Genomic DNA, 22,269 nt, shown 5'->3' on the forward strand with positions numbered 1-22,269 from the left:
ATGGCCGACATCCAGAGCAAGCACGGCATCGGGGTCAGCCCCGGCACGGCGGTCGGACCCGTGGTCCAGGTCCGACCGCCCGTGCGGCCGCCGGCCGACGAGGCGCCGGCGGCGGACATGGCGGAAGCGGGCGCACGCGTCCGGGCCGTCCTGGAGTCGGTCGCCGCCACGCTGGAGGAGCGCGCGGCAGGCGCCGACGCGACCGCCCAGCAGATCCTCACCGCCACCGCGATGATGGCCCGGGACCCCGGCCTGGCCGGGGCGGTCGACACGCAGCTGGCCGCCGGTCGCGGTCCGGCGACGGCGGTCGACGCCGCCGTCGAGGAGTACTGCGCCATGTTCGCCGCGGCCGGCGGCTACCTCGCCGAGCGGGTCACCGACCTGCGCGACGTGCGCGACCGGGCCGTGGCCCGCGTGCTCGGGGTCCCCGAGCCCGGCGTCCCCCACCTGTCCGAGCCCAGCGTCCTGGCCGCCCACGACCTCGCACCGGCCGAGACCTCGGTCCTGGACCCCGCCACGGTGCTGGCGATCCTCACCGAGTCCGGCGGGCCCACCAGCCACACCGCGATCCTCGCGGCCCAGATGGGCATCCCGGCCGTGGTGCAGCTGCCCGGGGCCGTGGACATCCCGGCCGGCACCCGGGTCGCCGTCGACGGCGGCACCGGCGAGGTCGTGCTCGAGCCCGACGAGGGCCTGCAGCACGAGCTCGCCGCCAAGGCCGAGCGCCGCGCGGTCGCCCTGTCCGCGACCAAGGGCCCCGGCATGACCTCCGACCAGCACCCGGTCGCACTGCTCGCCAACATCGGGCGGCTCGAGGACGCGGTGCGCGCCGCGGCCGAGGACGTCGAGGGCGTGGGGCTGTTCCGCACCGAGTTCCTCTTCCTCGAGCGCGACACCGCCCCCACGGTGGAGGAGCAGACGCAGACCTACACCGCGGTCCTGGAGGCGTTCGGCTCACGCCGGGTCGTGGTGCGCACCCTCGACGCGGGCGCCGACAAGCCGCTGGCCTTCGCCGACCTCGGCCCAGAGGAGAACCCAGCCCTGGGCCGGCGAGGCCTGCGCATGTCGGCCCTGCGCCCCGACCTGCTCGACACCCAGCTGCAGGCGCTGGCCGCCGCCGCGCGAGCGACCGGCGCCGACATCCGGGTGATGGCACCGATGGTGGCCACCGCCGACGAGGCCGCGTGGTTCGCCCGCCGCGTGCGCGAGCACGGGCTGCCCTCGGTGGGGGTGATGATCGAGGTGCCCGCGGCCGCGCTGCGCTCCCGGCACGTCATGGCCGAGGTCGACTTCGCCAGCCTGGGCACCAACGACCTGGCGCAGTACGCCCTGGCCGCCGACCGGCTCCAGGGCGAGCTCGCCGACCTGCTCGACCCCTGGCAGCCGGGCCTGCTCGACCTCGTCGCCGCGGCGTGCGAGGGCGGCCGGGTCCACGGCAAGCCGGTCGGGGTCTGCGGCGAGGCCGCCGGTGACCCGCTCCTGGCCCTGGTCCTGGCCGGGCTGGGCGTCAGCAGCCTGTCCATGGCCCCGAGCCGGGTGCCCGCCGTGCGCCTGGCCCTGTCGCTGCACGAGCTGGCCGTCTGCGCCTCCCTGGCCGAGCGTGCCCGCGGCGCCCGGTCCGCGGAGGAGGCCCGCGCCGTGGTCGCCGAGCTGGCCCACCCCGACCTGCTCGCCATCCTCTGAACCACCCACCCCGGTATGCCGCGTGGCCACCTGGGCCACACGGCATACCGGGGTGCCTGCTCGCCGGTCCCGGCGAGTCGGTGGCCGGGCCCCCTGTCGCGTGGGCGAAGATGGCGTCCGGGAGAATCCGCCCCACGCAACCGACGCCGCACCCCCGAGGAGCACCACCGCGCATGGCCCGCCGTTCGTCGACCCCCTCTGGTGAGGAGCAGGACTTCCAGGAGCGCATCCTCGACATCGACGTCGAGGAGGAGATGCAGGGGGCGTTCCTCGAGTACGCCTACTCCGTCATCTACTCCCGGGCCCTGCCCGACGCCCGCGACGGCCTCAAGCCGGTGCAGCGCCGCATCCTCTACGGCATGAGCGAGCTCGGGCTGCGCCCCGACCGCGGCCACGTCAAGTCCAGCCGCGTCGTCGGCGAGGTCATGGGCAAGTACCACCCGCACGGCGACGGCGCGATCTACGACGCCCTCGTGCGCATGGCCCAGCCGTTCACGATGCGCCTGCCGCTGGTCGACGGGCACGGCAACTTCGGCTCCCTCGACGACGGCCCGGCCGCCTCCCGATACACCGAGGCCCGGCTGGCCCCCGCCGCGCTGCTGATGACCGGCAGCCTGGACGAGGAGACCGTCGACTTCGTCCCCAACTACGACGACCAGCTGCTCCAGCCGGGCGTCCTGCCGGCGGCCTACCCCAACCTGCTCGTCAACGGCGCCAGCGGCATCGCCGTGGGCATGGCCACGAGCATGCCGCCGCACAACCTCGTCGAGGTCATCGGTGCGGCCCGGCACCTCATCGCCAACCCGCAGTGCTCGCTGGACGACCTGATGAAGTTCGTCCCCGGGCCGGACCTGCCCGGCGGCGGCAAGATCGTCGGGCTCGAGGGCATCCGCGACGCCTACCTGAACGGCCGCGGCACCTTCCGCACGCGCGCCACCACCCGGATCGAGAACGTCACGCCCCGCAAGAAGGGCATCGTCGTCACCGAGCTGCCCTACCTCGTCGGCCCCGAGAAGGTCATCGAGAAGATCAAGGACAACGTCCAGTCCAAGAAGCTGCAGGGCATCAGCGACGTCAAGGACCTCACCGACCGCAAGCACGGCCTGCGCCTGGTCATCGAGGTCAAGAACGGCTTCAACCCCGAGGCGGTGCTGGAGCAGCTCTACAAGCTGACCCCGATGGAGGACTCCTTCGGCATCAACAACGTCGCGCTCGTCGACGGCCAGCCGCGCACCCTGGGCCTGAAGGACCTGCTGCGCGTCTACGTCGACTTCCGCACCGACGTGGTCCGCCGCCGCAGTGCCTACCGGCTGCGCAAGCGGGAGGAGCGCCTGCACCTGGTCGAGGGCCTGCTCATCGCGATCCTCGACATCGACGAGGTCATCCAGGTGATCCGCAGCTCCGAGGACGCCGCGGTGGCCAAGGACCGCCTGATGGAGGTCTTCGACCTCTCCGACCCGCAGGCGACCTACATCCTGGACCTGCAGCTGCGCCGCCTGACGAAGTTCTCCCGCGTCGAGCTGGAGACCGAGAAGGCCGAGCTCGAGCGCCAGATCGAGGCGCTGCGCGCCATCCTCGGCGACGAGAAGCTGCTGCTCAAGACCGTGTCCTCCGAGCTCGCCGACGTCGCCAAGGCCCACGGCACGCCGCGGCGCACCGTGCTGCTGGAGTCGGCCGGCACCCCCCTGACGGCGTCCTCGCCGCTGGAGGTCAGCGACGACCCGTGCTGGGTGCTGCTGTCCTCCACCGGCCTCATGGCCCGCACCACCACCGCCGACCCGCTGTCCAACGAGGGCGGCCGGCACAAGCACGACGCGGTGGTCGCCACCGTGCGCACCACCGCCCGCGGGTATGTCGGGCTGGTCACCTCGCGCGGCCGGATGATCCGCCTGTCCGCGCTGGAGCTGCCCACCCTGCCGCCGACCAACGGCGCGCCGTCGCTGTCCGGCGGGGCGCCGCTGGCCGCCTTCGTCGACCTGCCTCGCGGCGAGGAGCCGCTGACGCTGGTCTCGCTGCGGGAGGACTCCCCCGGGATCGCCCTCGGCACCGCCCTCGGCGTGGTCAAGCGGGTCACCACCGACTACCCCGGCAACAAGGACGACTGGGAGGTCATCTCGCTCAAGGACGGCGACGCGGTCGTCGGCGCGGTCGAGCTGACCACCGGCCAGGAGGACCTGGTCTTCCTCACCAACGTCGCCCAGCTGCTGCACTTCTCCGCCGCGGTCGTGCGCCCGCAGGGCCGCCCGGCCGGCGGCATGGCGGGCATCAAGCTGGCCGGCGACGAGCGGGTGGTCTTCTTCGGTGCGGTCGACCCCGCGGCGGACAACGTCGTGGTGACCTCGGCCGGGTCCTCCGGCGCCCTGCCCGGCACCGAGGCCGGCTCGCTGAAGGTCACGCCCTACGCCGAGTACCCCGCCAAGGGCCGCGCGACCGGCGGCGTCCGGGCGCACCGGTTCCTGCGCGGCGAGGACACCCTGCTGCTGGCCTGGGTCGGGGCCGTGCCGGCGCGGGCTGCTGCCGCCAACGGGGTGGCCGTCGACCTGCCGCCGGCCACGGGCAAGCGGGACGGCTCCGGCACCCCGGCGCCGACCCCGATCGCCGCGATCGCCCCCGCGTTCCCGGCCGGTCCGGCCGACCAGGAGCCCGGGGCCGCCGTCCCGGCCGAGGCCGAGCTGCCGCCGGGCGACGGCGAGGGCGAGTGACCGAGGCGCCCAGCGGCCACGGCCACAGCGCACCCGGCGCCTGCTCGGTGCTCTGGGACCAGGCGCACGCCCCGGCCCCGGGCACGGCCGCGCAGGCACGGTTCTGGGTGGCGCTGGAGCAGCCCGGCCCGTGGGGTCGTGAGGCGGCGACCCAGTCCCACCTCGACCCCGACGTCGGGGCCGGCCTCGACCGGCTCTGCGCCGAGCACGGCGGGCGGCTGCTGCTCATCCGCCGTCCGGGCACGCACGCCGACCGGCGTGGCAGCGAGGGGCAACGCGTCTACGTCGCCGGTGGCCTGACCGACCGGCCGTGGCTGCTCGAGGCGGACCTCGACCTGCCCTCCCAGCTCGGCCGGCTGCCGTGGCCGGCCCTGGCGGCGGGAGACATCGACATCGTCCTCGACGCGGTGCCCGAGCTCGAGGAGGCATCCGACCCGGTGCTGCTGGTGTGCACGAACTCTCGCCGGGACGTGTGCTGCGCGCTGCGCGGACGCCCGGTGGCGCTGGCCGCCGCGCAGGCCCGCCCGGGACGGGTGTGGGAGTGCTCCCACACCGGCGGGCACCGGTTCGCGCCCACGGGCGTGCTGCTCCCCTGGGGCCAGACGCTCGCCCGGCTCGACGAAGACCTCGCCGTCGAGGTGCTCGACGCGGCGGAGCGCGGTGAGCTGCCCGCCGCCGCGCTCGGGCCGTGGCACGACCGGGGCCGCAGCGTCCTCGAGCCACCGGCGCAGGCGGTGGAGGCAGCCCTGCGCGAGCAGCTCGGCGAGCTGGACCTCATCGCCTTGTCGACCTCCGCCGAGCCCGACCCCGAGGACTCGACCGCGTGGCGGTGCACGGTGAGCCACCGCGATGGCCGCTGCTGGTCGGTGCGGGTGGAGCGGCTCATGGGCGACCACCTGCCGGAGTCGTGTGGCAAGGCGCCTGTGGCCACGTGGTCGTGGAGGGTGGGACCGGCCTCCCTCGTCTGAAGCGGCCGAGCACCCTTCTCCGGCAGTTGATCCCGCCCGCCGCAGCATCGAGCGCGTGGGCTCTCCTTCGGGCACAGCACTCCCGGGATCCGGCGCCGCAGCCGGAAACCCTTCAACCCGAGCCTTTTCCGTCCGTGGGACGGGGACACCCCCGCCACGGCAACGACACGAGCTTCGCCGAGCCCGGCCAGGGCGGCGACCGCAGATGGTGGCGGCCGGCATACGGCTCGGCCTTTTATCGCGGCGGGGGCGCGCGTGAGGGATCGGTTACCCGATCGTTATGCCTGCAGACCCCACCTGCGGTTGCGAGGTCGTGTGCAAGCGTTTTTACTCAGGTGTCTGATATCCCTCAGTGTCGAGGTGCTCAGCCCCCGGCACGCCATTGATTCGGAGGCGGGCGGATGGCCCACGACACAAGAAGGCGCCGCGCACGCGTGGCGTTCGCAGCGGCCGCCACAGTCGCCCTGGTGACTGCGGGGTGCAGCAGCGGCAGTTCTTCCTCGAGCAGCTCGGCGCAGGCAGGCGCCAGCTCCCGTGGGCCGATCACGTTCGTCACGGGCAAGGACAACAGCAACGTCTGGGCGCCCACGATCGCGAAGTGGAACTCGGCCCACCCCAACGAGAAGGTCACGCTCAAGGAGCAGACCGACCAGGCCGACCAGCAGCACGACGACATCGTGCAGCACATGCAGGCCAAGGACCCCAGCTACGACATCGTCACCGTGGACGTCGTCTGGACCGCCGAGTTCGCGGCCAAGGGCTGGCTGGTCCCGCTCAAGGGCCAGTTCGCCATGGACACGAGCAAGCTGCTCAAGCCGACCGTGGTCGCGGCGACCTACAACAACACGCTCTACGCCGCGCCGTTCGCCAGTGACGGCGGGCTGCTCTACTACCGCAAGGACCTCGTCCCGACGCCTCCCAAGACGCTGGACGAGATGTGGAGCAAGTGCAGCATCGCCAAGTCGAAGAACATGGGCTGCTACGCCGGCCAGTTCTCCAAGTACGAGGGCCTGACCGTCAACGCGGCCGAGGCGATCAACACCGCCGGCGGCAAGATCGTCGACGACCAGGGCAAGCCGACCGTGGACTCCCAGGAGTCCCGCAAGGGCCTGCAGATGCTCGCCGACCACTACAAGAACGGCGACATCCCCAAGGAGGCCATCACCTTCCAGGAGGAGCAGGGCCGCCAGGCGTTCGAGGCGGGCAAGCTGCTCTTCCTGCGCAACTGGCCCTACGTCTACAACCTGGCCAAGACCGACGGCTCCTCCGTCGTCAAGGACAAGTTCGGCGTCGCCCCGCTGCCCGGCCTGTCCGGTCCCGGCGCCTCGAGCCTCGGTGGTCACAGCGAGGGCATCAGCGTCTACTCCAAGCACAAGGCCACGGCCTTCGACTTCCTCAAGTTCATCGAGGAGGACGCGCAGCAGAAGTTCTTCATGGAGAAGGGCTCGCTGGCCCCGGTCGTGGCGTCGATCTACGACGACGCGGCGCTGGTCGCGAAGTACCCCTACCTGCCCACGCTGAAGACCTCCATCGAGAACGCGGTCCCGCGTCCGGTGACGCCGTACTACCCGGCGGTCACCACGGCCATCCAGGACAACGCCTACCCCGCCATCAAGGGTGACAAGACCGTGGACCAGGCCATCAAGGACATGCAGGCTGCGATCAAGTCGGCCACCAGCGGCGGCTGATCGACATCGCCGGTGGTGGGGCCGGGTCTCTTGCCCGGCCCCACCACCGGCGCCACACTCCTGCTGGAAGGCATCGTGAACGGTGCCTGGGTGCCACGTCTGGGCAAGGAGGCCCCGCATGAGCACGACTGTTGAGACGGTGACGCGCCCGAGCACGCCGCCGAGCAAGCGCAAGCGCGGAGGCCTGAACGCCGGACAGGGCCGGAGGGGACTGTTCCTCGTCCTCCCGACGATCGTCGTGCTCACGGTGGTCATCGTCTACCCACTGATCAGCGCGGTCATCCTCTCGTTCCAGAAGGACTCCGGCCTCGACAAGGCCACCGGCCTGTTCGTCGAGGGCGGCCCGGCCGGCCTGTCCAACTACACCCACTGGCTGCTGGCCGACTGTGGCACCGGCAGGAGCAGCTGCCCACCGGGCAGCATCGGCTCGCTGTTCTGGCCGGCGCTGACCATCACCCTCTTCTTCACCGTGGTGTCGGTGTCCCTCGAGGTCGTGCTCGGACTGTGGTTCGCCACGATCATGAACCGCGAGTTCCGCGGCCGCGGCCTGGTCCGGGCCGCCATCCTGGTGCCGTGGGCGATCCCCACCGCCGTGACCGCCAAGCTGTGGCTGTTCATCTTCGCCTACGACGGGATCGCCAACCACCTGCTCGGCTTCGTCGGGATATCGCCCCTGTTGTGGACCGGTGACGCCTGGCCGGCGCGGTTCGCGGTCATCATCGCCGACGTCTGGAAGACGACGCCGTTCATGGCGCTGCTCATCCTGGCCGGCCTGCAGCTGATCGGCTCCGACGTCTACGAGGCGGCCCAGATCGACGGGGCCACCCGCTGGCAGACCTTCACCCGGATCACCTTGCCGATGATCAAGGTCCCGTTGATGGTGGCCGTGCTCTTCCGCACCCTCGACGTGCTGCGCATCTTCGACCTGCCGTGGATCCTCACCGGCGGTGGCGGTGGCGACGGCCACGCCACGACGACCTTGTCGATCCTGGTGATCAAGCAGATCCGGGAGGGCTTCCACAGCGCGTCCGCGCTGTCGACCATCGTCTTCCTGATCATCGCGTTCGTCGCGTTCCTGTTCATCCGGTTCGGCGGCGCGGACGTGGTCCAGCGGCCCCCGAAGGGTGCCCGCGGCGACAAGGTGAAGCTGACCGAGAACCCGGCTGTCGAAGCCGTCGCGGAAGGGAACTGACGTCATGACTGCCACCACGGGCACCGCGCCCGGCACCACCACCAGCGACGTCGCCCACGCGCACCACGTCAAGAGCGAGCGGTGGAAGAACACCCGGGCCTATGCCGGCCTCGCGCTCATCGTCATCTGGGGCCTGGCGCCCTTCTACTGGATGATCGTCACGGCGTTCCGCGACGTGGGCTACACCTTCGACACGACGCCGTGGCCGACCCACGTCACGCTGGACAACTTCAAGACGGCGTTCTCGACCGACCGCGGCAACCACTTCGCGCAGGCCCTCGGCAACAGCGTCATCATCGGCGTGGTGACCACCGTGCTGGCGATGCTCGTCGGCGTGTTCGCCGCCTACGCCCTGTCGCGGCTGCACTTCCGCGGCAAGTACCTCGTGCTCGGTTTCATCCTGGGCGCGTCGATGTTCCCCGGCGTGGCGCTCGTGTCGCCGCTGTTCCAGCTGTTCTCCTCGCTGGGCTGGCTGACCGGTGCGAACTACCAGGCACTGATCATCCCGGACATCTCCTTCGCCCTGCCGCTCACGGTCTACACCCTGACGGCGTTCTTCTCGGAGATGCCGTGGGAGCTCGAGGAGTCGGCGCGGATGGACGGCTGCACGCAGGGCCAGGCCTTCCGCAAGATCATGCTGCCGCTCGCGGCGCCGGGCCTGTTCACGACCGCGATCCTGGCGTTCATCAGCGCGTGGAACGAGTTCCTGCTCGCCTCACAGTTCGCCACCTCGACGACCCAGCCGGTCACCGTCGCCATCGCGAACTTCGCCGGCGCCCAGCCGCACCAGGAGCCCTACACCACCGTCATGGCGGCAGGCACCATCGTCACGGTCCCCCTCATCATCATGGTGCTGTTCTTCCAGCGCGCGATCGTCTCCGGCCTGACCGCCGGAGGCGTCAAGGGCTGAGGCCAGGGCCATGGGGATCTTCAACCCCGGGGGTGGCACGGGCAGCCACCCCCGGGCCAGGGCCGAGCGGCTCGAGCTGCTCATGGGCCTCCTCGGCTTCTTCACGCTCATGGCCTTCATCCAGACGCTGGTGCTGGAGCTGCGCGGCCAGAACGCGGTCGGCGCGGCCCTGCTGCTCGCCGGCCTCGTCGCGGCGCTCTACCTGGCCTGGCGGGCACGGCGCAAAGTCAAGCTCTAGGCGGGGGATGCCATGAGCACCATCCACGACGTCGCGAAAGCCGCGGGGGTGTCCGTCTCCACCGTGTCGCGTGCGCTGCGCGGCCTGGACCGGGTGAGCCCGCAGACCCGGGACCGGGTGGCCAAGGCCGCCCTCGACCTGCGTTACGTCGCGTCCCCGACCGCCTCGTCGCTGGCCTCCGGACGCACCCGGGTCGTGGCCGTGGTGGTGCCCTTCCTCACCCGCTGGTTCTTCGCCACGCTGATCAGCGGCATCGAGAAGGCCCTGCGCAGGCAGGGCCACCACGTGCTGCTCGTCGACCTCGAGGGCGAGTCGTACGACAGCCGGCTGCGGCTGAGCCAGGACATGCTCTGGAAGCGGGTCGACGGCGTCATCGTGCTCAACACGCCCCTGGACGAGCAGGAGCAGGCCCTCATCGACAGCCTGGGCCTGCCGGTGATCACCATCGGCAACCGCATCCGCGACTGGCCCTGCGTGCGGATCGACGACCGGGCGGCGATGGGCGTCGCGGTCCGCCACGTCCTCGACCTCGGCCACACCCGGATCGCCTACGTCGGAGCGGTGGAACAGGGCACCTCCATGCTGCAGACCCCGCGCGAGCGCGCGGAGACCTTCCTGACCACCCTGGCCGAGCGCGGACTGCGGTGCCCACCCACGTGGGTGGTGGGCTCGGACTGGACGGCGGCGGGCGCGGCGCGCGACGTCGCCGCCCTCCTGCGGGCCCGGTCCCGGCCCACGGCCGTCGTCGCCGCGTCGGACGAGATGGCGTTCGGGGTCATGGCGGCCGCCCGGCGGGCCGGCCTGTCGGTGCCCGGGGACCTGTCCGTGGTCGGCATCGACGACCACGTGCTCGCGGAGGTGCTCGACCTGACCACCGTGCGGCAGGACGTCCCACACCAGGGGCAGCGCGCGGCCGAGCTGCTGCTCGGCCGGCTGCTCGACGGCTCGGTCACTCCGCCGCCCGGTGACGAGGTGGTCCCGGTCCAGCTCGTCGTGCGCGGCTCCACCGCCGCGCCGGTCCGGGCCGCGCGCCGGGGCGGCACCTCACGCGCCGCGAGCGCCTGAGGTCCGCCCCGCCCTCAGCGGTGGGCGTCGATGAAGCCCAGGATCTGCGTCCACGCGTCGGCGCACGCCTCGGCCCACTCCTCGAAGGACCGGTCGAAGAACGAGTGCGGGGCCCCCTCGTAGACCTTCGTCGTGTGGTCCTTGCCCGCCCGGGTCAGCGCGTCGTCGAAGGCCATCGTCTCCTCCAGCGGGATGCCCTTGTCAGCACCGGCGACCAGCAGCAGCAACGGCGAGTCGATCGCGTGCAGCACCTCCATGGCCGTGGACGGCCGCCCGTAGAAGCCGATCGAGCCGGCCGGGTGCAGGGCCGTGCCCGCGAGCCGCCAGGAGTGGCCGCCGAACAGGCAGAAGCCCAGCGTGAAGATCGGGTCCTGGCTGCGCTCCCGAAGGCGCGCGGCGGCGGCCGAGGCGTCGGCCAGGACGTGCTCGGGGTGCAGGGCCTTGGCGTGCGGCAGGTACTCGAAGTCGTCATCGCGCGCAGTCGGGCCGGCGCTGCGGGCGTAGGGGTCGATCGCCACCGTGTCCAGGCCGGCCTCGGCGCAGCGCAGCGCGAGGTCGGTGTAGTACGGGTGCAGCCCACGGATGTCCGGCAGCAGCACGAGGCTGGCGCCGCGACGGGTCACCGGCTGGGCGTCGAACGCCGCGAAGCGGGTGCCGTCGGCCGAGGTCAGCTCGACCGGGCCGTGCTCGCCGATCTCACTGGACTTCGGGGGTGCCGGGGGACGCTGGTCGCTGGAGAAGCACATGCGCCCAGTCTGCGGGCTCGATCCCTGCCGGGCCACCGCTGGTGAGGTATGCCGCGCCGGCGCCGCCGCGGCATACCTCACCGGTCGCGGGCGGCCGGATCTGTCCGGCCCCCCGCGGTGGCTCAGACGTCGATCCGCTCGCGGTCCAGTGCCGTGGCCGAGTCGATGATGAAGTCCTTGCGCGGCGCGACGTCGTTGCCCATGAGCAGGTCGAAGACCCGCTCGGCCATCTCGGCGTCCTTGAGCGTCACCCGGCGCAGGGTGCGGTGGCGCGGGTCCATCGTGGTCTCGGCCAGCTGGTCGGCGTCCATCTCGCCGAGGCCCTTGTAGCGCTGCATCGGCTGCTTGATCTTGCGGCCCTTCTTCTCCAGCGCCGTGACCGTCCGGCGCATCTCACCCTCGTTGTAGGTGTAGATGAGCTCGTTCTTCTTGCCGCCGGGGTTGACGACCTCGATGCGGTGCAGCGGCGGCACGGCGGCGTAGACCCGGCCCGCCTCGACGAGCGGTCGCATGTAGCGGAAGAACAGGGTCAGCAGCAGGGTGCGGATGTGGGCGCCGTCGACGTCGGCGTCGGTCATGATGATGACCTTGCCGTAGCGGGCCGCCTCGAGGTCGAACGAGCGTCCCGACCCGGCGCCGATGACCTGGATGATCGCGGCGCACTCGGCGTTCTTGAGCATGTCCGCGACCGAGGCCTTCTGGACGTTGAGGATCTTGCCCCGGATCGGCAGCAGCGCCTGGTGGTCGGAGGACCGGGCCAGCTTGGCCGTGCCGAGCGCGCTGTCACCCTCGACGATGAACAGCTCGGAGCGGTCCACGTCGGAGGTGCGGCAGTCGGCCAGCTTGGCCGGCAGCGAGGAGGTCTCCAGCGCGTTCTTGCGCCGCTGGGTCTCCTTGTGCAGCCGCGCGCTGATCCGCGACTTCATCTCGGCGACGACCTTCTCCAGCAGCAGCGCCGCCTGGGCCTTCTCGCCACGCTTGGTCGAGGTGAGCAGGGCGGTCAGCTCCTTCTCGACCACCTTGGTCACGATCGCCCGCACGGCCGAGGTGCCGAGGACCTCCTTGGTCTGGCCCTCGAACTGGGGCTCGGCCAGGCGCACCGTCACCACGGCGGTCAGCCCGGCGAGGATGTCGTCCTTCTCGGGCTTGTCCTGGCCGACCTTGAGCCGCCGGGCGTTGACCTCGAGCTGCTTGCGGAAGACCTTCATCAGGGCCTGCTCGAACCCGGCCATGTGGGTGCCGCCCTTGGGCGTGCTGATGATGTTGACGAAGGAGACGACCTTGGTGTCGTAGCCGGTGCCCCAGCGCAGCGCGATGTCGACGCCGCACTCACGCTCGACCTCGGTCGGGGTCATGTGCCCCTTGTCGTCCAGGACGGGCACGGTCTCCTTGAAGTGGCCCGAGCCCTGCAGCCGCCACACGTCGGTCACGGCCGGGTCGGCGGCCAGGAAGTCGGTGAACTCGCTGATGCCGCCGTCGTGCTGGAAGCGCTCCTCGTGGGGGCCGTGCTCCCCCGGCGTGCCCGGCACCCCGCGCTCGTCGCGGATGACGATGGCCAGGCCGGGGATGAGGTAGGAGGTCTGGCGGGCGCGGCCGATCAGCTCGTCGTAGACGAAGGCGGCGTCCTTGAGGAAGATCTGCCGGTCGGCCCAGTAGCGGATGCGGCAGCCCGTGCGCCCGCGCGCCGCCTTGCCGACGATGCGCAGCTCGCTGTTGTCCACGAACGGGGTGAACTCGGCGGCCGCCGACTTGTCCCCGTTGCGGTCGGCGAACACGCCCGGCTCGCCGCGGTGGAAGCTCATCGCGTAGGTCTTGCCGCCACGGTCGACCTCGACGTCGAGGCGCTCGGACAGGGCATTGACCACCGAGGCACCCACGCCGTGGAGGCCACCGGAGGCGGTGTAGGAGCCGCCGCCGAACTTGCCACCGGCATGCAGCTTGGTGAAGACCACCTCGACACCGGTCAGGCCGGTGCGGGGCTCCACGTCGACGGGGATGCCTCGGCCGTTGTCACGGACCTCGACCGAGCCGTCGGCCAGGAGGATGACCTCGATCTGGTCGCCGAAGCCGCCCAGCGCCTCGTCGACGGCGTTGTCGATGATCTCCCACAGGCAGTGCATGAGGCCGCGGGAGTCGGTCGAGCCGATGTACATGCCGGGGCGCTTGCGCACCGCCTCCAGTCCCTCGAGGACCTGCAGGTGGCGGGCGGTGTAGTCGCTGGCGGCGCTCTTGACGGCGGTCTTGGTGGCGGTCTTGGTGGCGGTGGCCACGGGGTGGGATTCCCTTCGATGGTGCCGGTCCCCCGGCCCCGGGCCGGGTTTCTGCTTGGCTGCAGGCTAGCCTCCTCCACCGACGCACCCACGTCAGGCACGCGGCATACCGGCTTGTTCCGGCACTCGTGCGCTGACAGCGGAATCGGCCCATGAGATGACCCACACCGGCGTGCCCCTGCCCGGCGGGAACGAACTGGCGTGCTTCACTGTTGGAACCGGCGCAGACGGGATGACCCGGAGGCAGGCCGGCAGCCGGAGGGCTCCGAACCACCAGTGGGTGCGGAGGACCAACGGACGCCGACACCGCACCGGGCGCCCACTACGACGTAAGGAAGGCAGACGTGACCACTGCACTGGCACCGACTCTGACCGCGGCCGACCGCTGCGACCGCTGTGGCGCCCAGGCCTACATTCGCGCCCGCCTCACCGCTGGCGGCGAGCTGCTCTTCTGCGCCCACCACGGGCGGGAGCACCTGGCCAAGCTGAAGGACATCTCCATCGAGATCCAGGACGAGAGCGACCGCCTCGTCGAGACCTCCCCGATGGCTGCGCCCGACGAGCGCTGACCCCGGCCGGCAGGCCCCCGGCCCATGCAGCCCGTGACCCTGCTCGCGGGCGTCCTGGTGCTGCTGGGCCTGCTCGGCATCGTCGTACCGCTCCTGCCCGGGCTGCCGCTGGTCTGGGCAGGAGCGTTGTTGTGGGCGGTCTCGGTGCACACCGTCGGAGCGTGGCTCGTGCTCGGCCTGGTGTCCGCCCTGGCCGTGCTCGGCATGGTGCTCAAGTACGTCCTGCCGGGCCGTCACCTGCAGTCCAGCAGCGTGGGCACGCCCACCATGCTCGCCGGCGTCGCCGTGGGTGTGGTGGGCTTCTTCGTGGTCCCGGTGGTCGGCGGCGTGCTCGGCTTCGTGCTGGGGATCTTCCTGGCCGAGCTGCTGCGGTTGCGCTCGACGGCGGCCGCCTGGCCGTCCACGGTCACGGCGCTCAAGGCGGTCGGGCTGGGCGTGCTGGTCGAGCTCGCAGCCGGGTTCGCCATGGCGGGGACCTGGGTGGTCGGCCTGCTCACCGTCGGCTGAGGCCGGGCCGCGACCTCACCGGGACGCGACGCATCTGACCACTGTCCCGAGGGCCACCGCGGCAGGTCACCGCCGGTTGGTCAGCTCCAGTCGTTGCGACGCTTGTCCCAGCGCTGCTCGAGGCGCTGCATGAACGTCTGGCCGGAGCGGGCCTTGCGGGCCTTGGACGACGAGGTCGCGGCCGGGCGGATGCTGCCGTCCGGGGCGACCGAGCCCAAGGTGGCCTTGGTCCGTGGCGGGGTGCTGGCGTAGACCGCCCCGCCGATCATCAGCGCGAAGCCGATCGCGCCGATCCATACCGCCTGCATGACCCCGAGCACGACCAGGCCGAGGCCGACGACCACCGCCGCGACCCCGAGGATGATGCGCCGACGCATACGGGCGCGGGCGATGGAGCCCTGCATCTGCGAGGCGAACTTCGGGTCCTCGGCATACAGCGCTTGCTCCATCTGCTGCAGCAGATGCTGCTCGTGCTCTGAGAGCGGCACCTTCGACCTCCCGTGCGCTCGCTTCGATGAGGAAGACGCTTGGCGATCCGAAAACGTTTCCTCCGGGCGGGATCCGGACGGGCATGTTCTTCTCGCTGTGGTTCAGGATATGTCCCCGCGCAGCGTTGTGGTACCCGGCCTTCAGTCCCGGGCTGAGGGACCTGTGTCACGGGCCGGCGGGGGGACCTCCCCGGGCCGGGGCCCGGGCGCCGCGGCCGTCGGGGCGGGCGTCTGCTCCCGTCGACCGGGCGTCCCGGACCAGGCTGGCCGGGCGGACCGCACCCGCCCCGAACCGGGCACTGGCCCGGTCGACGGCCCGGTCGGCGTCGCGCCAGCCGTGCGCCGGCTCGTCGAGCCGCCCCTGCACCGGCGCGGTCCCGGCCTCGAGCAGCCCCTCGACCTTGACCCCGACCAGGCGCAGCCTTGCCCGCTGCAGGCCGAGGCCGTCGAACAGGTCTCGCGCCGTGGCGTAGAGGTCGCGGCTGACGTCGGTGGGGTCGCGCAGGGTCCGTGACCGGGTGATCGTGGTGAAGTCGGCGAAGCGCACCTTGAGGGTCACCGTGCGCCCGACCAGGCCGGCGGCACGCATCCGGGCCGCGGTGCGGTCGCTGAGCTTGAGCAGCTGGCGGTGGATGACCGCCGGGTCGTCGACGTCGTGGGCGAAGGTCTCGTCCGAGCTGATGCTGCGCTCGCGCCGTGCCGGCACGACCGGGCGGGGGTCGCGTCCCCACGCGAGGTCGTGCAGGTGTGCCCCCGTGGTCTCGCCCAGCCCGCGGCGCAGGGTCTGCACGGGGGTGTGCGCGATGTCGGCCACGGTGCGCAGGCCGAGCCGGTGCAGCGACTCCTCGGTGCGCTCCCCCACCCCCCAGAGGGCGCCCACCGGCAGCTGGTGCAGGAACGGGACGACCTCCGTGCGGGGTACGACGAGCAGCCCGTCGGGCTTGGCCAGCCCGGAGGCCAGCTTGGCGACGAACTTCGTCGGAGCCACGCCCACCGAGCAGGTGACGCCCTGCTCGTCGGCGATGGTGTCGCGGACCATCCGGGCGATCCGGGACGGTGACCCGAGGCGGCGACCCGCCCCGGAGACGTCGAGGAACGCCTCGTCCATCGACAGCGGCTCCACGATCGGGGTGACCGTGCCGAACACCGCCATCACCGCCTGCGACACCTGGGAGTAACGGGTGTAGTCGGGCGCGACGACCGTGGCCTGCGGGCAGAGCCGCCGGGCCCGGGCCATGGGCATGGCGGCGGCGACCCCGAACGCGCGCGCCTCGTAGGTCGCCGAGAGCACCACCCCGCGGTTGCCGCCACCGCCGATGATGACCGGGGTGCCGACCAGCTCGGGACGGGCCAGCAGCGACACCGAGGCGTAGAAGGCGTCCATGTCGACGTGCAGGATCGAGCAGCCGGTGTCGTCGGGCTCCCCGCCACTGCGCGCCGGCACGGTGAACTGCCGCCGGCTCATCGCCGGCTCCCCGGGCCGTGGGCCGGCACCGCGGTGCCCACGCCAGTGGCTACCCCACCGGTATGCCGTGCCGGTCGCCTCCCGTGGGAGGTGTCGGGGCGTGTGGGCGAGCAGTCCCGGCGTACGGGCAGGCGGTCAGGCCTCGCGGGTGAGCGGTCAGGCCTTGCGGGCGAGCACGTGCAGGGTCGCGCCGAGCTGGCCCAGGAAGCCGAAGTCGGGGTGCCGCGCGGCCGCCTGCTCGAGCTCGAGCAGGGCGGTGCGGTCGGCGTCGGAGTCGGTGAAGGCGGCCGGGACGAGGTCGCTGAAGATGCGCACGCCGTGGGAGTCCTGGACCTCCATCCCGGCGCCGCGCAGCAGCTCCTCCACTCCCCCGGCGTCGAAGCGGCGCGGCAGCGGGTCGGTGGCCCCCCAGCGGCCGTCGGCGCTGGTGAGCGCGTGCCGGGCCTGGGCGAACTGGCCGGCCAGCGCCTTGGCCATGACCACGGCAAGGCGCTGGGCGACGAGCAGGCTGAGGTGGCCACCGTCGGCCAGGACGGCGGCGACGGACTGCAGGCTGGCCTGCGGGTCGTCGACGAACTCCAGCACCCCGTGGCAGCAGACCAGGTCGGCCTCGCCGGCGGGGTGGACATCGAGCAGGGTGCCGGCGTCTCCCTGGACCGCGACGACCCGGTCGGCGACCCCGGCGTCACCGGCGCGCCGGTTGAGGGCGGCCAGGGCGTCAGGGCTGGGGTCGACGACGGTGACGTGGTGGCCGAGCGCGGCAATCGGCACGGCCAGGCCGCCAGTGCCGCCGCCGAGGTCGACCACCCGCAGCGGCCGGCCGAGCTCGCCGGTGCGGTGCTCCACGAGCGAGCGCACCGACTCCCAGACGGCGAAGGTGCGCACCGAGGTCTCGACCCCACCGCGGCGGGAACGTCGGAGGTCTTCGGGCACGGTGGCACTCCTTCGGTGGCAGCCGTCGGCCGTGGCGGCTGCGGTGGCACGGGGACGCGCCTCACCCTAGTGCCCCGAGCTTCCGGGGCTGGCGTGCCACAGCTTGCGGGACGGCGTCCCCGGCGGGGTGTCACCGTCGGGGACGACCCGGCTGTCGGAGAGCTTGCGGGCGTCGCGCACGTCGCCACCTGCCGGGCGGATGTCGGCGTAGGGCGACTGCCTGAAGCCCGAGGCGTGCACCAGCACCCGGCGCCGCCGGCCACCGCCCATGCCCCCGGCCCGCTCCCCCTGCTCCGTCCCGTCCCCCTCGCCCGGGCCCCCGAACCCGCCGGGGTGGCCCACGCCGAACCCGCCGTCGGGGCCGGTGAACCCGCCGGAGGGCGTCGCATCGCTGAGCGGCCCACCCTGCCCGGCACCGTGCCCGGAGGCCGGCGCCATGACCGGCCGGCTGGACCGGGACGCGGCCGCCCCGGCCACGGCTGCCTCGCCGTAGGCGGCGGTGGCTCCGGCCAGGAAGTGGGCCCGCTCGTCCGCCTCGGCGAGCGCGGCGTGCACCGCCTCGACACCGCCGGCGGTCCACGCATCCCACAGCGCCGACAGCTCCCACGCCCCGGTGGCACGCAGGGAGACCCCCTTGGGTCCGGTACGGCGCAGCTCCCCGCGCACCAGCAGCATCCAGGAGTGGAAGACGGTGGCGGCATAAGGCCCCTGGACGTCCTCGAAGAAGGTCGCGTCCACCGGACCGGTGGCGTCGTCGAGGGTGAGGAACACCACCCGCCGCCCGGAGCGGATCGGCGGGGTCTGGGTGGCGACCTTGACCCCGGCGACGAGCAGCTCGGCGCGGCTGCGGCGACCGAGCAGGTCACGGGAGCGGGTCACCCCGAGCGCGTCAAGCATCGGGGCGTAGAAGTCGACCACGTGGGCACTGGCGTCCAGGCCGAGGATGTCGAGCTCGGCCCGGACCCGCTCCGGCCCGGTCATCTCGGGCAGGCCGGTGGAGGTGGTCAGCTCGGGGTCGTCGCCGAGGTCGAGGGTCAGCTGGGTCGCCTGTGCCGCGGCCGGGACGGCGGCACTGGCCGCGCGGGACTGGGTGGCGGCGAGCGCCCGCACGTCGGGACCGACACCCGGCCCCACCCCGGCGAGGACGGCCTGCCGGCTCTGCGCCGCCGTCACCGCGCGGCCCGCGCGGGGCGTCACCCGCCGGCCGGCCCGGCCGACCGCGCGGGTCCAGCGGTCGAGCTCGGCCACGTGCAGCAGCAGGTCGCGCCGGGTCACCCGTCCGCGGCGGCCCAGCGCCGTGGAGCCGGCCACACCACGCCCGCTCGACAGGGCGGCGCCGGCCCCGGTGCCCCCCAGCCCGTAGAGGGAGTCCAGGCCACCGGCCAGCACCAGCCGCTCGGCGACGGGGCGGCTGACCCGGGCCCGGTGCCAGAAGTCGGCCAGGCTGGCGTAGGGCTGCCCGGCCACGATCCGCTCGACCTCGGCGTCACTGATCCCCTTGACGTCGGCCAGCGACAGCCGGATGCCGTAGGCGCGGCCGTCGGGCAGGTCGGCATCGGGCCGCTGACCCCACACCGGCACCTGCTCGATGCGGTAGCTGCCCGTGGAGGCGTTGACGTCCAGGCCGAGGACGGCGATGCCCAGGCTGCGGGCGTCGTCGAGGATCAGCCGCTTGGGGTACATCCCCGGGTCGTGGGTGAGCACCCCGGCCAGGAAGGCGGCCGGGTGGTGGGCCTTGAGCCAGGCCGACTGGAAGGTGGGCAGCGCGAACGCCGCGGCGTGGGCCTTGCAGAAGCCGAACGAGGCGAACGCCTTGAGCACCGCCCAGATGCGGTCGACGTCCTCGGCGGAGTAGCCGCGGGCGAGCGCCGCCGGGCGCCACCACGACTCCACCTCCTGCTGCCCCTGCGGGGAGCCGAGGGCACGGCGCACCTCGTCGGCCTGCGCCAGGGTCACGCCGGTGGTCTCGGCGACGATGAGCAGGACCTGCTCGTGGAACACCACGACGCCCTGGGTCTCGCGCAGGGCGGGCACCAGGGTGGGGTGGAGGTACTGCGGCTCCTCCCAGCCCTGCCGGGCCCGCAGGAACGGGGTCACCATGTCGGACTTGACCGGGCCGGGGCGGAACAGGGAGATGTCGGTGATGAGGTCCTCGAACGTCTCCGGGCCGAACTTGCCGACCAGCTCGCGCTGGCCCGGGGACTCGATCTGGAAGCAGCCCAGGGTGTGGGTGGAGCGGATCAGCCGGAAGGTGGCCTCGTCCTCGAGGCTGACCTGGTCACGGTCGTCGAGGTCGACCCGGACGCCGTCGACCCGCTGGACCTCCTGGACCGCGTGGGCCATCGCCGACTGCATGCGGATGCCGAGCACGTCGAGCTTGAGCAGGCCGAGGGTCTCGACATCGTCCTTGTCGAACTGGCTCATGGGGAAACCCAGCCAGCTGGCCTCCACCGGGGTGCGGTCGAGCAGCGTGGCGTTGGACAGCACCACGCCGCACGGGTGCAGGGCAACGTGGCGGGGCAGGCCGTCGAGCCGCTCGACGAGGTCGAACAGCACCCCCAGGCGGGGCGAGTCCAGACCACTGGCCCGCAGCTCGGGCAGCTCCCGCAGGGCGTTGCGGGCGTCCCGGGCCCGGATGTGCGGGAACGCCTTGGCGATGGCGTCGATCTCGACCGGCGGCAGGCCGAGGGTGGCGCCGACGTCGCGGATCGCGTGGCGCACGCGATAGGTGTCCATCATCGACACGCAGGTGACCCGGTCACCGCCGAAGCGCTGCAGGACCTGCTCGTAGATCTCGGTGCGCCGGGCCGACTCCACGTCGATGTCGATGTCGGGCAGCTGGGCCCGCAGCGGAGAGCAGAACCGCTCCATCAGCAGGCCGTGGCGCATCGGCTCCACCCCGCTGATGCCGAGCAGGTAGTTGACCAGGCTGCCCGCGCCGGATCCGCGGGCCGCGACCCGCACCCCCATGTCACGGATGAGGTCGCACACGGCCGCGACGGTGAGGAAGTAGGTGGGGTAGCCCAGTGCCGCGACGACCGCGAGCTCCTCCTCCAGGCGGGCGGTCACGGCGGCGAGCTCGCGCTCGCCCGCCCCGGCGTAGCGGCCCGGGACCGCCTCGTGGCAGCGGCGGGCCAGCACCTGCTGGGGGACGTCGTCCGGCGCCAGGCCGAGCACCGACGGCTCGGGCAGGTGCACCGCCCCGATGCCGAGGTCGGTGCGGGCGTCCAGGCCACAGGCGTCGGCGAGTGCCAGGGTCTCGGCGACCAGGCGCTCGGCCCGCTCGCGCTCCCCGCTGCCGCCCCCGGTCGGGCCGGTCCCCGCCGTGGCGGCCACCTCCAGGGCGATGGCACGCATCCGTGCGGCCGGGGCGAGGTGGGCCGCCGTGGTGACCCGGTCGAGGTGCCGGGTGTCCAGCGGCACCAGCCGGCGGGCGGCGTCGAGCACGTCGACCGTGCGCGCCCCATCGGGGTCGGCGTGCCGGACCGCGGCGGTGAGCACCGCCGGGAGACCCGCCTCGTCGGCCAGGCCGAGCAGCCGGGCGGCGTGCCCGACGCTGGCCGGTGACCCTTCCGGCCCCCCGTGGCAGACCACCTCGACGACCACCGACCCGCGGGGCATCCGGCTGGTCCACCGCTGCAGCAGCGCTCTGGCCCGGTCGGGCCGCCGCGCCAGCAGGGCCTGGCCGACGTCGGACTGCGGGCCGAGCAGCACGACCAGGGCGGGGGCGCCCGTGGCCGGGTCGAGCGCGTGCTCGGCGACCAGGTCGAGGGAGCTGACCGGGGACCCTCGTTCCCCGGACAGGTGGGTGCGGGTGACCAGGCGGCACAGCCGCGCCCACCCCACTCCTGCCGGCACCCCGGAGGCCTGGCCCCGGGCAAGCACGGTCACCCGGGGGTGGCGCGGGTCGACCTCGGCGCCACCCCGCACCGGCTGGGCACGGGCCCGTCCGGAGGCTCGCGGCGGCTCCGGCACGACCACGCCCGGCCCACGTCCCGTCCCCGGCGCGCCCCACCCGGCCGCGGGCCCCGAACCTGCCCCTGCCCCTGCCCTTGCCCCTGATCCCGGGCGCACTGGCTCCTCCGGCCGGACGGCCAGGTCGACCCCGAGAACCGGGGTCAGCCCCGCCTCGGAGCAGGCCTGCACGAACCGCACCGCGCCATAGAGGCCGTCCCGGTCGGTCAGCGCCAGCGCCGGCTGCCCCAACGCGGCAGCACGCTCGACGAGGGCCGCCGGGGTGGAGGAGCCGTAGCGCAGGGAGAACCCCGAGGCGACGTGGAGGTGGGCGAAGGCATCGGTCACGGTCGTCCTGCCGGAGTGACGAGCGCGGGCAGGGTCGCGGCGACCGGCAGCCCGAGCGCGGCCTGGACCAGGCCGAGGAAGACCTCGGCCTGGCGCAGCAGGTCGTCGGCCTCCCGGGTGGGCAGCGCCACCGCCCCCCGCTCGATCGCCGCCCGGCGCCGGGCGGAGGCGGCGAAGAACACCGCCCACTCGGTCAGCTCCGGGGCCACCTCGGGCAGCACCTCCCAGACGCTGCGCGGCCGCGAGCGCCGGGTGGGCCGGCTGCGCGCCGCAAGCAACGCCGCTGCGGCACGCAGGGCAGCGAGGTGCGCGTCGACGTAGCGCTCGTCGACGGTGCCGGCACGACAGGCGTCGAGCAGGCTGGCCCGGGACCGGTCGAGCAGGTCGAGCGCGGTGGTCGCCATCGGCGCCCGCGGGACACCGCAGCCGGAGCTCCTGGCAGCGGTTGTGGTCGTGGCGGTGGTCATGTCGGGTCCTTCCTGCCGCGGTGGACGGGTCAGCGGTCCGGCGGTGTCCCTGCGGGGCGACACCCCGAGCGACACC

Annotated in this window: 17 protein-coding genes; 10 read left to right on the forward strand and 7 right to left on the reverse strand. The window is 73.1% G+C overall.

Features of this window, described 5'->3' with window-relative positions; all coding sequences use genetic code 11:
* The 8 genes from ptsP to FB474_RS09430 all read left to right on the forward strand — a co-directional run bounded on the left by ptsP (position 1) and on the right by FB474_RS09430 (position 10,446).
* The gene (gene ptsP, locus FB474_RS09395; protein ID WP_141788400.1) at positions 1 to 1,683 is read left to right on the forward strand and encodes a phosphoenolpyruvate--protein phosphotransferase; all 1,683 of its coding nucleotides are present in this window, start codon (positions 1 to 3) and stop codon (positions 1,681 to 1,683) included.
* Positions 1,684 to 1,856: 173 nt separating this feature from the next.
* A complete protein-coding gene (locus FB474_RS09400) occupies positions 1,857 to 4,385 on the forward strand; it encodes a DNA gyrase/topoisomerase IV subunit A (protein ID WP_141788401.1) in 2,529 nt (842 codons plus the stop codon).
* On the forward strand, positions 4,382 to 5,353 hold the full coding sequence (locus FB474_RS09405) for a ferredoxin family protein (RefSeq protein WP_141788402.1): 972 nt from the start codon (positions 4,382 to 4,384) through the stop codon (positions 5,351 to 5,353). The genes FB474_RS09400 and FB474_RS09405 overlap by 4 nt, the downstream gene beginning before the upstream one ends.
* Positions 5,354 to 5,754: 401 nt before the next feature.
* Positions 5,755 to 7,041, forward strand: a complete 1,287-nt coding sequence (locus FB474_RS09410; RefSeq protein ID WP_141788403.1) for an ABC transporter substrate-binding protein — start codon at positions 5,755 to 5,757, stop codon at positions 7,039 to 7,041.
* Positions 7,042 to 7,159: 118 nt separating this feature from the next.
* Positions 7,160 to 8,233, forward strand: a complete 1,074-nt coding sequence (locus FB474_RS09415; RefSeq protein WP_141788404.1) for a carbohydrate ABC transporter permease — start codon at positions 7,160 to 7,162, stop codon at positions 8,231 to 8,233.
* A 4-nt stretch (positions 8,234 to 8,237) separates the two neighbouring features.
* A complete protein-coding gene (locus FB474_RS09420) occupies positions 8,238 to 9,143 on the forward strand; it encodes a carbohydrate ABC transporter permease (RefSeq protein ID WP_141788405.1) in 906 nt (301 codons plus the stop codon).
* 10 nt (positions 9,144 to 9,153) lie between these two features.
* On the forward strand, positions 9,154 to 9,381 hold the full coding sequence (locus FB474_RS09425; protein ID WP_141788406.1) for a hypothetical protein: 228 nt from the start codon (positions 9,154 to 9,156) through the stop codon (positions 9,379 to 9,381).
* Between the two features lie 12 nt (positions 9,382 to 9,393).
* Entirely contained in the window at positions 9,394 to 10,446 is a 1,053-nt protein-coding gene (locus FB474_RS09430) for a LacI family DNA-binding transcriptional regulator (RefSeq protein ID WP_141788407.1), read from the forward strand.
* A 14-nt stretch (positions 10,447 to 10,460) separates the two neighbouring features.
* On the opposite strand, the gene FB474_RS09435 is transcribed toward FB474_RS09430, so the two are convergent.
* Together FB474_RS09435 and FB474_RS09440 are read right to left on the reverse strand one after the other, a co-directional pair.
* Positions 10,461 to 11,192: a dienelactone hydrolase family protein gene (locus tag FB474_RS09435; protein ID WP_141788408.1), complete on the reverse strand. Its 732-nt coding sequence runs from the start codon at positions 11,190 to 11,192 to the stop codon at positions 10,461 to 10,463.
* Between the two features lie 122 nt (positions 11,193 to 11,314).
* Complete coding sequence (locus FB474_RS09440; RefSeq protein WP_141788409.1) at positions 11,315 to 13,462, reverse strand: DNA gyrase/topoisomerase IV subunit B; 2,148 nt, start codon at positions 13,460 to 13,462, stop codon at positions 11,315 to 11,317.
* A gap of 344 nt (positions 13,463 to 13,806) precedes the next feature.
* Between FB474_RS09440 and FB474_RS09445 the strand changes: the two genes are divergently transcribed.
* Together FB474_RS09445 and FB474_RS09450 are read left to right on the forward strand one after the other, a co-directional pair.
* Positions 13,807 to 14,031, forward strand: coding sequence for a DUF7455 domain-containing protein (locus FB474_RS09445; RefSeq protein WP_141788410.1), 225 nt, complete (start codon positions 13,807 to 13,809; stop codon positions 14,029 to 14,031).
* Positions 14,032 to 14,064: 33 nt separating this feature from the next.
* A complete protein-coding gene (locus FB474_RS09450; RefSeq protein ID WP_221632494.1) occupies positions 14,065 to 14,538 on the forward strand; it encodes a DUF456 domain-containing protein in 474 nt (157 codons plus the stop codon).
* 80 nt (positions 14,539 to 14,618) lie between these two features.
* On the opposite strand, the gene FB474_RS09455 is transcribed toward FB474_RS09450, so the two are convergent.
* From FB474_RS09455 to FB474_RS21345, 5 genes are all read right to left on the reverse strand, one after another.
* A complete protein-coding gene (locus FB474_RS09455; protein WP_141788412.1) occupies positions 14,619 to 15,026 on the reverse strand; it encodes a DUF3040 domain-containing protein in 408 nt (135 codons plus the stop codon).
* 166 nt (positions 15,027 to 15,192) lie between these two features.
* Positions 15,193 to 16,491 (reverse strand): DNA polymerase IV, encoded by a 1,299-nt coding sequence (dinB, locus tag FB474_RS09460; protein WP_141788413.1) that lies wholly within the window; start codon positions 16,489 to 16,491, stop codon positions 15,193 to 15,195.
* Positions 16,492 to 16,647: 156 nt separating this feature from the next.
* A complete protein-coding gene (locus FB474_RS09465) occupies positions 16,648 to 17,424 on the reverse strand; it encodes a methyltransferase (RefSeq protein WP_141788414.1) in 777 nt (258 codons plus the stop codon).
* A 66-nt stretch (positions 17,425 to 17,490) separates the two neighbouring features.
* Positions 17,491 to 21,726 carry a DNA polymerase III subunit alpha gene (locus FB474_RS09470; RefSeq protein WP_141788415.1) on the reverse strand — a complete coding sequence of 1,412 codons (4,236 nt, stop codon included), beginning with the start codon at positions 21,724 to 21,726 and terminating at the stop codon, positions 17,491 to 17,493.
* On the reverse strand, positions 21,723 to 22,193 hold the full coding sequence (locus tag FB474_RS21345; protein ID WP_221632495.1) for an SAV_6107 family HEPN domain-containing protein: 471 nt from the start codon (positions 22,191 to 22,193) through the stop codon (positions 21,723 to 21,725). The genes FB474_RS09470 and FB474_RS21345 overlap by 4 nt, the downstream gene beginning before the upstream one ends.
* Between the last annotated feature and the right edge of the window lie 76 nt (positions 22,194 to 22,269).

The organism is Oryzihumus leptocrescens, from assembly GCF_006716205.1.
Lineage (GTDB): Bacteria > Actinomycetota > Actinomycetes > Actinomycetales > Dermatophilaceae > Oryzihumus > Oryzihumus leptocrescens.

Excerpts from the sequence above, each read along its gene's own strand:
- ptsP (WP_141788400.1), top strand. The coding sequence starts at position 1 with ATGGCCGACATCCAGAGCAAGCACGGCATCGGGGTCAGCCCCGGCACG.
- FB474_RS09400 (WP_141788401.1), top strand. The coding sequence starts at position 1,857 with ATGGCCCGCCGTTCGTCGACCCCCTCTGGTGAGGAGCAGGACTTCCAG.
- FB474_RS09410 (WP_141788403.1), top strand. The coding sequence starts at position 5,755 with ATGGCCCACGACACAAGAAGGCGCCGCGCACGCGTGGCGTTCGCAGCG.
- FB474_RS09415 (WP_141788404.1), top strand. The coding sequence starts at position 7,160 with ATGAGCACGACTGTTGAGACGGTGACGCGCCCGAGCACGCCGCCGAGC.
- FB474_RS09420 (WP_141788405.1), top strand. The coding sequence starts at position 8,238 with ATGACTGCCACCACGGGCACCGCGCCCGGCACCACCACCAGCGACGTC.
- FB474_RS09425 (WP_141788406.1), top strand. The coding sequence starts at position 9,154 with ATGGGGATCTTCAACCCCGGGGGTGGCACGGGCAGCCACCCCCGGGCC.
- FB474_RS09430 (WP_141788407.1), top strand. The coding sequence starts at position 9,394 with ATGAGCACCATCCACGACGTCGCGAAAGCCGCGGGGGTGTCCGTCTCC.
- FB474_RS09435 (WP_141788408.1), bottom strand. The coding sequence starts at position 11,192 with ATGTGCTTCTCCAGCGACCAGCGTCCCCCGGCACCCCCGAAGTCCAGT.
- dinB (WP_141788413.1), bottom strand. The coding sequence starts at position 16,491 with ATGAGCCGGCGGCAGTTCACCGTGCCGGCGCGCAGTGGCGGGGAGCCC.
- FB474_RS21345 (WP_221632495.1), bottom strand. The coding sequence starts at position 22,193 with ATGACCACCGCCACGACCACAACCGCTGCCAGGAGCTCCGGCTGCGGT.